The following is a 12,156-nucleotide window of genomic DNA, read 5'->3' on the forward strand; positions in this document are numbered from 1 at the left end:
GATGCGCGGACACGCGCCGATCTGTCGTTGGCACACGGTCCACAGCTACTTGGCACACAGTCCACGGCTGCTCGGCGCACAGCCCACGCCTGCTCAGCACACGGTCCACGGCTGCTCGACGCGCAGCCCACGCCTGCTCGACGGACGGTCCATGCCTGCTCGGCGGACGGTCCACGGCTACTCAGCGCGCGGTCGACGCCTGCTCGGCGGACGGTTCGCGGCGCAGTTCGCTCGGTGGGACGCCGTAAGCCGTGCGGAAGGCTCGGGTGAACTCCGCGGCCCGTGGAAAGCCCCAGCGGGCGGCGACGGCGTGGATCGGCAGGGCCCGCAGCGCCGGATCGGTGAGCTCCCGGCGGGCGTTGGCCAGCCGCTGCTCGCGGATGTACGCGGCGACGGTCGTGCCCTCGGCCTGGAAGAGGCGGTACAGGTAGCTGCGCGAGATGTGGTGCGCGGCGGCGACGCCGGCGGGGGTCAGTTCGTGGTCGGCGAGGTGGCGGCGGATGAACGCCTTGATGCGCAGGGTCAGCGTCCGGGCGTGCGTCTCGGGCGGCACCCGGCGCTCGGCGTCCAGGGCGTGCGCGAAGACGGCGGTGGTCAGGTCGGCGACGACGGCACCGAGCCGCGGCGCGTCGGACGGCTGGTAGGGCGTGGTGTCCGAGACGAGCTGGACGAGGAACTGCGCCAGCAGCGCCCCGATGCCCTCACGGCTCGAGATGCGGTTGCCGATGACCCGGTCCGCCCGGTCGTCGGGCAGCGCCACGAGGGCGCGCGGGATCTCGACGCCGATCATGCTGACCGGTTCGCTCCCGGTGTGGATCTCGTACGACCGTGAGGAGCTGTTGGCGTGGATGTCGTCGCTGCTGTAGGCGAGCTGCTCCCGCCCCCAACTGGCCGCTCCCTCGCCTCTCCTGAGGAGGGAGAGGTGGTAGACCTCGGGGTCGGAGCACCGTACGAGCTTCGGTGTCCGGCGGAACACCAGGTGGTCGAAGGTGGCCGGCCACACGGTCACGTCGCCCAGGCTGATCAGGCGCTGCGTTCCGCGGTAGTCCGCCGCGCGGTCGCTGGCCAGATCCATGGGCGCGTGGGTGCGGCCCAGACGCTCGGTCCAGGCCTCGAAACGGTCGGCCACCGGGAGGTCCAGGGTTTGCAGAACCGATTCGTCCAACACGGCCGTAGTCAATCACAGGCGTCCTGGGCCCGGGAAAATGCGGCTGACAGCGCGGAGCGGGGGACGCTACGCTCGCCCGCGATGACGACTTCCTGCGTTGACAGATGGGGGGTCCCGTCCGCGCAAGGTGAGTGCTGATGGTCACTCACCTCGCGAACGAGGATTCCCGCCTCTCCCTGTGGCTGCGCGTGCGCGAGTTCGCCGTGCCGCCCTCCATGATCGAGACCGCGACCGCCCGGCGCCTCGCCGGGGACTGGGCGGGTGCGTGTGCCGCCGCTCGGATCGACGTCGACCTCGATCCGCGTTCCGTGGCGTGGGTCCACGGCCGTGAGTTGGCCGGCCGAGTCCGGGACGACCTGCGCCATCTGGCTCCCGACCTGCTGCGCTGGCACATGCCGCGGATCGCCCCCGACGGGCTGCTGCGGCCCGGCCTGACGGTCGGTCTGGCCCGGTACACCGCCGTGGGCCGGGACGGGCCCTACTCGGTGCATCTGGTCGCGCGGACCCCGCCCGCCTGGGCGGATGCCGGCCAGCGGATCGCCCTGGCGCTGTGGGACGGCTCCCGGACCGGCTCCGGGGCCGTCGGCTGCCCGCATCCGCATCCCCATCCGCGATTCCGGATGGATCTGCACCGGCACCTGTGGGATGCGCGCAGGGCGGGTGAACTGCCGGCCCGATCCGGGGCCGACGGGCCGTCGGGCGCGGCTGAGCGCGTCCTGCCGGGGGCGGCGCCGCATCGGCATCGGTGTGCCGTGGACCGCTGGCCGGCCGAGGCGCGGCTGGTGCTGCGCGCCGACGAGCGGGCGAACTGGACGCCGGGCGCCTCGGCGACGGACGCGTCCGGCGTCGTGGTGCGGCTGGGCCGCCGTTACCGGCTGCTCCTCGACCCGCTCGGGGGCGCCCCGCTGCGGCTCCGCCCGGGCGACGGCGCCGGGTTGCCGGTGCTGCCCGATGCCGCGACCTGGGTGCCGCCCGACCTGGAACTGCTGCGCGCCGGTGCGATCGACGCCGGTCGGCTGCACCCGCTGGTGGCGGCCGCGCTGGCCCCCGCTCAGGTGTCGTCCGGCTTCCCACGGGCCCCCGAGCGGGCGGACCGGCCGCACCTCGTCGAATGCCGGGGAGAGACGCACCGGATCGCTCTGGTCGACGGCGTGCTGACCGCGCTCGATCACCGGGCGGACGAGATCCGGCGCGAGGAACTGCTGGCCGCCCTGACGGGCACTCCGCTGCCCTGTCTGCAGGCGATCGATCGGGCGCACCGCCGGCCCGACTGCCTCGCCGGGGTCCGCGAACGCCTGGACCACGGCGACACCGCCGGCGCGCTGGCCGTCGTGGAAGGGCTGCTGGGGCCGGAAGCGGTGCTGCGGGACGGGCCGTTGCGGGAGGAACTGGAGGCGGCCACCCAACGGCGCATCGCCTACGGCCTGTTCCGCGCCGGTCTGTCCGGCCCCGCCCCGGGCCGGATCCTCCCGGGCACCCCACGCCCACGTTCCCTGCGCCGCCGCCCGCGCCACAGCACCTTCCGCTGACCCGCGCCCGCGACAACATCTGCGCCCGCCACACCACCACGCGACCGACCCGCACCCGCTGCTTCAGAGGCCACGAACCGGCCCCCACCGCTCACCCTTTCCACCCCACACAACACCCGAGGTGATCACTCATGCCCGTACCCTCTCAGCCCACCCTGTCCCCCATCTCCACCGACGACCCCCAACTCGACGTCGCCGACGCTCTGTCGGCTCTTCTGCGCGATGCCTCCACCGAACCCCGCCCCGACATCCAACTGGAGGCGCTCACCCTGGCCGTGGCCGCCGATCTGCCCGTGCTGCTGTGGGGCGAACCCGGCATCGGGAAGACCGCCGCGCTGACCCAGCTGGCCGCGGCGCTGGATCTTCCGCTGACCACGGTGATCGCCAGCGTGCACGAGCCGTCCGACTTCTCCGGGCTGCCCATCGTCGGCGACGACCCCGCCGAGCAGGGCGTCCCGATGGCCCCGCCGGACTGGGCGGTGCGCCTGGTGCGGGCCGGCCGGGGGCTGCTGTTCCTGGACGAGTTGTCCACCGCCCCGCCGGCCGTGCAGGGCCGCCCTGCTCCGGCTGGTGCTGGAACGGCGCATCGGCGCGCTGCGGCTGCCGCCCGGCGTGCGGATCGTGGCCGCCGCCAACCCGCGCTCCTCGGCGGCCGACGGCTGGGAGCTGAGCCCGCCGCTCGCCAACCGGTTCGTGCACCTGCAGTGGACCCACGACCACGAGGTCGTCGTCCGCGGCCTCGGCGGGACCTGGCCTCGGGCCACCCTGCCCCGGCTCGACCCGCATCGGCTGCCGGACGCCGTGGACTTCGCGCGCCGGGCGGTGTGCGGGCTGCTGGCCGCCCGGCCGACCCTGGTGCACCGGCTGCCCAGCAGCGAGACCCGCCGGGGCGGGCCCTGGCCCTCGCCCCGCAGCTGGGAGATGACCCTGTGTCTGATCGCCTTCGCGACCGCGGCCGGTTCCTCCCGGGACGTGCTCTCCCTGCTGGTCAGGGGGACCGTGGGCGACGGTCCGGGGCTGGAACTGCTGGCGAGCGTTGACCGGATGGACCTCCCGGACCCCGAGGAGCTGCTCGCCGACCCGGCCGGTGCCGTCCTGCCCGAACGGGGGGATCTGCGCCAGGCCGCTCTGGACGGTGTGGTGGCCGCGGTCCGCGCCCGCCCGGACAAGTCGCGCTGGGACGCGGCGTGGGAGCTGCTGGTGCGGGCGGTGCGGACCGGCGCACCGGACCTGGTGGTCGTCCCGGCGAGCACGCTGGCGTCGCTGCGCCGGGAGGACTGGGACGTACCGGCGTCGATCGAGCGACTCGCCGGGGTGGTGTCCCTGTCCCGGCGCGCGGACGAGGCGGCCGCCAGGGTGGCGCGATGAGCGGGGAGACGCCGGCGACCCTGGACGAGGACAAGCTCTTCACCGCCCGTCTGCAGGCCGCCCGCGCCCGCCCGTACCTGGCCACGGCGCTGTTCGCCCTGCACACCGTCGCGTCCCGGACGGTGCCGACCATGGCCGTCGACCGGCACTGGCGCTGTTACGTGTCGCCCGGGTTCGTGGCCCGCACGCCGGTCGAGGAGCTGGCCGGCGTCTGGGTGCACGAGGTGTCCCACCTGCTGCGCGAGCACCACCGGCGCGGGGACCGGGTCGCGAAGGAGCGCGGGCTGACCGGCCCGGCCGAACGGCTGCGGATGAACATAGCCGCCGACTTCGAGATCAACGACGACGTGTACGGCGACGGACTGCCCCGCCCCGAGGGCGCCGTCCACCCCGGCCTCCTTCAACTGCCCACCGGGCAGCTGATGGAGGACTACCTGCGCCAGTTCCGGCTCGGTCCGCACACCGAGGGCCTGGCCTGGCTCGACTGCGGCAGCGGCGCCGACGGGCGGGAACGGGAGTGGGATCTCAGCCCGGACGGCGCGCACGGGCTGAGCGAGCAGGAGCGGGACGCGGTCCGCTTCCGGGTGGCGCAGGGCATCAAGGGCCGCCCCGGCAACGCCCCGGAGCAGTGGCGGCGGTGGGCGGAGGAGGCATTCCATCCGCCGCAGCCCTGGCGGGAGTTGCTGGGAGCGGCGGTGCGCTCGGCGGCGACCGCCACGGGTGCGGGCGAGGACTACTCCTACGGCCGCCCGGCGCGGCGCTCGGCCGGACTGCCCGGCGTGGTGCTGCCCTCCCTGCGGCGCCGGCCGCCCCGCGTGTGCGTGGTCATCGACACCTCCGGCTCGGTCAGCGACGCCGAGTTGGGCAGCGCGCTGCTGGAGGTCGCCGCGATCTCCCGTGCCGTGGGCGGCCGTCGGGACCTGGTCACCGTCGTGCCGTGCGACGCGGCGGCGCGGGTCGCGCACCCCTGTGCCGCGCGGAGGGCATCCCGCTGCTCGGCGGCGGCGGTACGGACCTGCGCACCGGGTTCGCCAAGGCGCTGCGCACCCGTCCCGGCCCCGACGTCGTCGTGGTCCTGACCGACGGGCAGACGCCCTGGCCCGAGGAACGGCCCGCCTGCCGGACGGTGGTGGGCCTGTTCCCCCGGCCGGACGACTCCCGGAACGAGGACGACCCGGAGTACGTGCCGGACACCCCGCCGGCCTGGGCCCGCGTGGTCCGCGTCGGGCCCGGGTGAGGCCGCAGGGCGCCCCGCGGACCTCGGGCCGGCGACCGTGCGAAACGCACGGATGCCCTGTGCAAACGTCACGGTCGGCCGGTGACAGACGATCGATGACCACGCCCGGGGCCTCTGCCATCGTGAGAGGGAAGAGGCGCCGAGAAGGCGGCCGAATCGTCCGTCGCCCGGCCCGTCAGAAGGCTGCGGTGGACAAGCGGTACGAGGTGTACTGCCTCACCGACCCGCACTTCTACGACGCGCCGCACCACGGCCGCTCCGGGGGCCGCGTCGTTGCGCGCGCCGGCGGCCCGGCAGCGGACGGTCGCCCTCGCCGACGAGGCCGTCGCGCGGCATGACGCCATATCGTCGGATGCCGCCCCGTCAGCCGCCGTACGGCCCGTGGCCGTCGCAGCAGCCGTCCCTCCTCATCAGCCGTCCCCTTTCGAGCCAGTCGTCCTCTGCGGCCGCCGTCCGCCGGGCCGTGGGTTCGAACGCGGCGACCAACTCCTCGGTCGTGTACGGCACTCCGCCCCTGAGCACGGCGACGGTGCGGACGAGGGTGGCGAAGTCGGTGAACGGATCGCCGTCGACGACGGTCAGATCGGCGAGCCTGCCCTCCTCGACCGTGCCCAGGTGGTCGTCGAGGCCGAAGAGACGGGCGGGCAGGACCGTGGCCGTGCGCAGGGCCTGTGCCGGGGACAGCCCGCCCCGGTGCAGCGCGCGCAGGCCGAGGTGCAGCGCGAGGCCCACGGGGACGAGCGGCTGGTCGGTGCCGAGGGCGACGAGTCCGCCGGCGGCCAGGACGCGCCGGTAGATGTCGGTCTCGGTGCGCAGGGTGGCCAGCTGGGCAGCGGAGGGCGGGACGCCCGCCGACTGCCTGACCGCCGCCGTGTCCCACGGGGGCATCACCACGGTGACCCGCGGGTCGTCGGCGAGGGCGGGATCGGCGCCGAGGAGGGGCGCGGCGGTGAACGGGGTGGCGATCATCGAGAAGTCCACGCCCCGCTGGGTGTAGATCTCCACGACGTCCTGGTAGGCGCGGCCCGCGGCGGTGACGGAGTGCCCGAACTCGACTCGCTGCGTAGCCTGCAGATGGGTCGTCAGGTCCTGGCCGAGCTGGACGCCGGGCGAGAGCAGGTGTCCTCCGGTGCGTACGCCGAGCCGCTCGTGGGCGAAGCGGGCCGCTTCCCGCATCACCCAACCCGGCGCCCTGACATACGTCTTGACGAAGTCCCAGTCGAGTGCGGCGCCGCGCTCCAGCGAGCGGCGCAGTCCCTCGGGGGTGCGGTGGGCGCGGCCCATGCTGTAGGCGACGCGGGCGCCGTCGAGGAGTTCGCCGGTGGCCAGCAGGCGGGGCCCGGCGAGCTGTCCGGCGGCCACCGCCTCGCGGATGCGGGCCTGTTCGTAGGCGAACCCGCCCAGGGAGACGGCGGTGGTGATGCCGTAGGTGAGCTGGCCGACGGTCTGGCGGCCGCCGTAGGTGCTCTGCCAGGGGTGGGTGTGGGTGTCCCACAGGCCGGGCAGGACGGTGCGGTCGGAGGCGTCGACCCGGCGCAGGGCGGCCCGGCGTCCGGGGCGGTGCGGTTCGACCGCCGTGATGCGTCCGCCGCTCACCACGATGTCGACGTCGTCGCGGGTCGTCTCGCCGGTGCCGTCCCACAGCCGTCCGGCGTGCACGACCAGGTCGGGCGGGGTGGGTCTGTGGGCGTCGAGGGGGACGCGGACGGTGCGCGCCGGGCCGCCGTCGGCGCCGACGAGGCGCAGCCGGCCGCCGGAGAGGTAGAGCAGGGTGGAGGAGTCGGCGGACCAGGAGGGGTGGTCGGCGGGTTCGTCGGTGAGGGTGCGCAGTGCACCGCGCGGGGTGCCGTCGGGGTCGACGGGCAGCAGGCACAGCGCGGATTCGACGACGACCGCGAGCGTGCGGCCGTCGGGCGACCAGACGGGCCCGGAGTCGTACCGGTCGGCGATCGAGGTGTGGGGGGTCACGGCGTGGAGGCGGTCGGCGCCGGTGGCGGCGTCGACGATCCGGATCAGGTTGTAGCCCTCGCGGAAGCGGGCGTTGAGCCGGTTGCGGTCGCACAGGGCGAGGTGGCGGCCGTCGGGCGACCAGCTGGGGCGGCCGGGCAGACCGCCGCCGCCGAGCGGCGCGGCCAGGACGCGCTCGGTGCCGGACGCCAGGTCGCGGACGATCAGCTTGCCGGTCATGTCGAGGCACGCCAGCCGCTGCCCGTCGGGGGAGAGCGCGGGATGCACCCGCCCGCCGGTGGCGAGCGCGGTCTCCTCGCCGGTGGCCAGGTCGTGCCGGTACACGCCGAGGAGTCCGTCCCGGTCGTCGGCGTAGACGAGCGTGTGTCCGTCCGGGGCCCAGGAGGGGCCGAGCAGATAGCGGGTGGCGTCCGCCTTGCGCAGTCGCCGGGGCGGGCGGCCGCCCGAGCTGTCGGCGATCCACAGCGAGTTGAGGGCGGCGAAGGCGATGTGCCGGCCGTCGGGCGAGAGGGCGGGCAGGTGGATGCCGCGCACCGACCGGGAGCGGGCCTGCCCGAGGTCGTACTCCTTGACCCGGTAGCGGGGCCGGCGCACGGGCAGCACGCCCTCGAACGGGACGGTCCGCGGCTGGTCGGGGCTGTCCGGCCGCAGGAGGGTGAAGGCGCCGTCGAGGGTCAGCAGCAGCTCGCCCTCGCGCGTCCAGCGTGGGGGCACCGGGGCGATGTCGCCGGTGACGGGGACGGCGCGGCCGTCGACGACCAGGGTGCAGGAGCCGTTCGGGGCGGTGGTGGTCCGCAGGTGGGCCAGGCGGCCGTCGGCGGCGAGGGCCGGCGTCATGACCTGGGCGGCCTCGGTCTCGGTGTGGCGGACGGTGACGGGGCCGGTGCCGTCGGCGGGCACGGCGGCGATGGTGCGGGCCTCCACGGTCAGGCCGAGGGAGGTGGTGACGGTCTTCGCGCGGACGAACAGGATGTGGGCCCCGTCCGGTGCCCAGGTGGGGTCGAAGTCCTCCCACGGCGTGTCCTGCAGCGGGCCCTGCTGTCCGGGCAGGCCCGTGACGCGGGTGATCCGGCCGGACGGCAGGTCGAGGACGTGGATGCGGTAGGGGCTGCCGTCGACGGGGTCGCCGCCGCGTTCGGAGGCGAAGGCGAGCCGGGTGCCGTCGGGCGACCAGGCGGGGCCGCGGTCGTCCCAGGGGCCGTCGGTGCGCCGGCGCAGCTCGGAGCCGTCGGGGCGCACGGTCCACAGATGGAACCCGCCGTCCCGGTAGGCGCACAGGGCGATGAGCCGGCCGTCCGGGGAGTGGGTGGGACGGCCCGGTTCCAGGTCGGCGGGGGTCAGGGGGCGGGCGGTGCCGCCGGTGCGGGGCAGCGACCACAGCGTGCCCTGCACCTCGGCGGCGAGGTGGTCACCGGCGGGGGCGAGGGTGGCCGCGCCGTTCGTGGCTCGGGTGAAGGTCAGGGAGGCGGCACCGGTGGGCTGTCGTGCCGCGGCCGCCGGGGCCGCGCCCAGGAGGGGCAAGGAACCTGCGGCGGCGAGGAGTTGACGGCGGGTCGGACGGAAGGTGGGGCTCCAGTCACGGTCCATGGGACCCCACACTGGTGCACCGCACGCCCCGGATTCAACCGACGGCACACGGACGGCCACCAAAAATGAACGACCGATCTTGTTACAAAGGGGCGAGGCGGTGACCCGTTGCCGTGGGGTCCGCCCGCCACCAGCCACCGCACAGAAGGCCGAACATGATCGACATCGCCAAGGAGTACCGCGTCGCGCTGCCGGCGTGGATCGACGAGGAGCTGGCCGACGTACCGGCCGTCCTCCCGGGCCGTGAGGAGCGGATGCGGCTGGTGCACCGCCTGGCCGACCGCAACTGGCGTGCGGGCGACGGCGGTCCGTTCGCGGCGCTCGTCGCCGAGCGGGACACCGGCCGGATCGTCTCGGTCGGCGTCAACGTCGTCCTCGCCTGCGGTGTCTCCAGCGCGCACGCCGAGGTTCTCGCACTCGGTCTGGCCCAGCGGGCGACCGGCAGCTGGGATCTCGGCGGCGAGGGACTCCCGGCGCACGAGCTGGTCGTCAACTGGCGTCCCTGCGTGCAGTGTTACGGAGCCACCCTGTGGTCCGGCGTCCGGCGTCTGGTGATCGCCGGCGCCGGACCGGAGCTGGAGGAGCTCACCACCTTCGACGAGGGACCGCTGCGCACGGACTGGGCCGAGCAGTTCGAGGAGCGGGGCATCGAGGTCGTGGGGGACGTGCTGCGCGAGGAGGCCCTGACGGTGTTCCGCGCCTACCGGGAGGCCGTCGACGCCGGGGACATCGTCGTCTACAACGCACGCGGCGGCTCCAAGTAGCCGCCGGTCAGGGGGTGTCGGTCCCGGGGAGGGCCAGGAACTCGGCGAGTCCGGCCAGCAGCCGGTCGACATCCTCGGTGTCGTTGTAGGGCGCGAGGCCGACGCGCAGGCCGCCGGCGTCGCCGAGGCCGAGCCGGCGGGAGGCCTCGATGGCGTAGAAGGAGCTCGAGGGCGCGTGGACCGCGCGTTCGGCGAGGAAGTGGTAGGCGTCGACCGTGCTGTGGTGCGCGAAGGTCAGCAGCAGGGTGGGGGTGCGGTCGGCTGCCCGGGAGTGGACGGTGACGCCCTCCAGCGCCGACAGCCCCTTGTCGAGCCGGGCACGCAGAACTTGCTCGTGTTCTTCGAGGGCCGTGAAGGAGGCGGCCAGGCGTTCGCGGCGGCTTCCCGCGGCACTGCTGTCGAGCCCGGCGAGGAAGTCGACGGCCGCCCGGGTTCCGGCGAGGAACTCGTAGGGCAGGGTGCCCAGTTCGAAGCGCTCCGGGACGGCGTCGCTGGACGGCAGCAGCTTGTCCGGGTGCAGGGTCGCGAGCAACTCCGGCCGGGCGGCGAGCACTCCGAGGTGCGGACCGAGGAACTTGTACGGCGAGCAGACGTAGAAGTCGGCTCCGAGCAGCTCCACGTCCACGAGCGCGTGGGCGGTGTGGTGGACGCCGTCGACGTAGGTCAGCGCGCCGTGCTCGCGCGCCAGCCGGGCGATCTCGGCCACGGCGGGGCGCGTGCCGATGAGGTTGGAGGCGGCGGTGACGGCGACCAGCCGGGTGCGCTCGGACAGCTCGGCCCGGACGTGGTCGGCGGTCAGCTCACCGGTCGCCGGGTCGAAGTCGGCCCAGCGCACGGTCGCCCCGGCCAGGGCGGCGGCCTGGACCCAGGGACGGATGTTGGCGTCGTGGTCGAGCCGGGTGACGACCACCTCGTCGCCGGGCGCCCAGGTCTTGGCGAGGGTCCGGGAGAAGTCGTACGTGAGCTGGGTGGCGCTGCGGCCGAAGACGATCCCGGACGCCTCGGCGCCGAGGAGGTCGGCCATGGCCTGCCGGGCCCCGGTGACGATGGCGTCGGCGTTGCGCTCCCCCACTGTCACCTGTCCCCGGTTCGACAGGGGGTTCGCCAGGGCGTCCGCGACGGCCCGGATGACGGGTTCGGGTGTCTGGGTGCCGCCGGGACCGTCGAAGTGGGCGGTTCCCGCGGCCAGGGCGGGGAACCGGGAGCGCAGTGCGCTGATGTCGTAGGTCACGTGGTGCTCCAGTGGGTGCCGAGGGCCGTTTCTCCGACACCTCAGCCTGTCATGGGCATCCGGGCGTGATCACGAGGGCGTGGTGGGTTCGGGTTCGGACGGGCCTTCCCAGCGCAGGTGCAGGGCGTCCGGCTTACGGAAGACCAGGCCGTACGGCGCGGCGGGCCGCTCGGGGTCGAGGCGAAGGCCGGGGAGCCGTTCGAGCAGGCGCTGAAGGGCGATGCGGGTCTCCAGGCGGGCGAGGTGGGCGGCGAGGCAGTGGTGCGGGCCGTGCGCGAAGGCCAGCTGGAGGCGGGCGTTGTCGCGGCGGACGTCGAAGCGGTCCGGGTCGGGGAAGACGGCCGGGTCGCGGTTGGCGCCGGCCAGGGAGACGGTGACGAGGTCGCCGCGGCGGACGGTGGCCGGACCGAGCCGCGTGTCGCGGGTGGCGTAGCGGTCGACGACGGCCGCGCCGGGTTCGAGCCGCAGGGACTCCTCGATCGCGCCGTCCAGCAGCCCGGGATCGGCTCGCACCAGGGCGAGCTGGTCGGGGTGGCTCAACAGGTGCAGCAGCGCGTTGACGATCATCGCCTCGGTGGTCTCGATGCCGCCGAACATCAGCACGGCCGCGTTGGACGCCACCTCGGCGGGTGCCAGCCGGTCGGCGGCGGAGAGGAGCAGCGAGGACGTGCGCCGGTCCGCGACGGTGGCCTCCACGGCGTCCTTCAGCCGCGCGTAGGCGGCGGCGCCGTCGGGTCCGGCGGCCACGCCGGCGGTGAGGTCCGAGACCGAGCGCACGATGGCCTCGTACCAGGAGAGCACGGTGTCCGTGGTGGTGCCGGCCAGGCCGAGGGCTTCGGTGACGACGGCGACCGCGAGGGGGCCCGCGAAGGCGCGGCGCAGCTCGGCGGTGCCGGACGACTCGAACCCGGCGATCAGGCGGTCGGTCTCCCGCTCGATGAAGGACGCGAACCCCTCCCGGACCGCGCGGGGCCGGAAGGGCGCGGCGAAGGGGTCGCGGTGGCGGGTGTGTTCGGGGCCGTCCAGGGACAGCATGCTCGGCCCGACGACCTGGGCGGTGGTGAAGCGAGGGTCGTCGACGGTGAAGCCGGCCGCGTCCCGCATCACGTCGAGCGCCAGGTCGCGGCGGGTCACCAGCCAGCCGTTCAGTTCCGGCAGCCACGACACCGGCTCGTGCGCGCGCAGGAGGGCCAGGCGCGGGTGCGGATCGCGGGCGAGTTCGGCGAGCGTGGTCGAGGCGCCGAGGGGGAATCCGATCACACCCAAGGCTAAACGCGACACCGCGGGCCCGGCGCCGTCGGGTG

General features: G+C 74.8%; 6 protein-coding genes and 2 pseudogenes. 4 read left to right on the forward strand and 4 right to left on the reverse strand.

The features are described from left to right. Window positions 1–181 precede the first annotated feature (181 nt). Window positions 182–1,168 (reverse strand): helix-turn-helix domain-containing protein, encoded by a 987-nt coding sequence (locus LN251_RS34315; RefSeq protein WP_458248036.1) that lies wholly within the window; start codon window positions 1,166–1,168, stop codon window positions 182–184. A gap of 137 nt (window positions 1,169–1,305) precedes the next feature. Between LN251_RS34315 and LN251_RS34320 the strand changes: the two genes are divergently transcribed. The 3 genes and pseudogenes from LN251_RS34320 (at window position 1,306) to LN251_RS34330 (ending at window position 5,302) form a co-directional block, all read left to right on the forward strand. Beyond that, window positions 1,306–2,697 carry a hypothetical protein gene (locus tag LN251_RS34320; RefSeq protein ID WP_458248037.1) on the forward strand — a complete coding sequence of 464 codons (1,392 nt, stop codon included), beginning with the start codon at window positions 1,306–1,308 and terminating at the stop codon, window positions 2,695–2,697. Window positions 2,698–2,828: 131 nt separating this feature from the next. Continuing rightward, a pseudogene (locus LN251_RS34325) lies at window positions 2,829–4,065 on the forward strand (AAA family ATPase). Next, window positions 4,062–5,302 (forward strand): annotated as a pseudogene (locus tag LN251_RS34330) (vWA domain-containing protein). Before LN251_RS34325 ends, LN251_RS34330 begins: the two co-directional pseudogenes overlap by 4 nt. Window positions 5,303–5,665: 363 nt before the next feature. Here the strand turns inward: LN251_RS34330 and LN251_RS34335 are convergent. Further along, entirely contained in the window at window positions 5,666–8,857 is a 3,192-nt protein-coding gene (locus LN251_RS34335) for an amidohydrolase family protein (protein ID WP_458248038.1), read from the reverse strand. A 155-nt stretch (window positions 8,858–9,012) separates the two neighbouring features. Here LN251_RS34335 and LN251_RS34340 point away from each other — a divergent pair, with 155 nt between their 5' ends. Then, the gene (locus tag LN251_RS34340; protein WP_458248039.1) at window positions 9,013–9,621 is read left to right on the forward strand and encodes a nucleoside deaminase; all 609 of its coding nucleotides are present in this window, start codon (window positions 9,013–9,015) and stop codon (window positions 9,619–9,621) included. 7 nt (window positions 9,622–9,628) lie between these two features. Here LN251_RS34340 and LN251_RS34345 read toward each other — a convergent pair whose 3' ends face one another. Together LN251_RS34345 and LN251_RS34350 are read right to left on the reverse strand one after the other, a co-directional pair. Beyond that, the gene (locus tag LN251_RS34345; protein WP_458248040.1) at window positions 9,629–10,852 is read right to left on the reverse strand and encodes a cysteine desulfurase-like protein; all 1,224 of its coding nucleotides are present in this window, start codon (window positions 10,850–10,852) and stop codon (window positions 9,629–9,631) included. Window positions 10,853–10,921: 69 nt separating this feature from the next. Next, a complete protein-coding gene (locus LN251_RS34350) occupies window positions 10,922–12,112 on the reverse strand; it encodes a cytochrome P450 (RefSeq protein ID WP_458248041.1) in 1,191 nt (396 codons plus the stop codon). Window positions 12,113–12,156 lie beyond the last annotated feature (44 nt).

The sequence above is a fragment of the Streptomyces sp. MAI_2237 genome (genome assembly GCF_054189285.1).

What these genes read in the sequence shown, in the direction of transcription:
- LN251_RS34320 (WP_458248037.1), top strand. Translation starts at nt 1,306, where the DNA reads ATGGTCACTCACCTCGCGAACGAGGATTCCCGCCTCTCCCTGTGGCTG.
- LN251_RS34340 (WP_458248039.1), top strand. Translation starts at nt 9,013, where the DNA reads ATGATCGACATCGCCAAGGAGTACCGCGTCGCGCTGCCGGCGTGGATC.
- LN251_RS34335 (WP_458248038.1), bottom strand. Translation starts at nt 8,857, where the DNA reads ATGGACCGTGACTGGAGCCCCACCTTCCGTCCGACCCGCCGTCAACTC.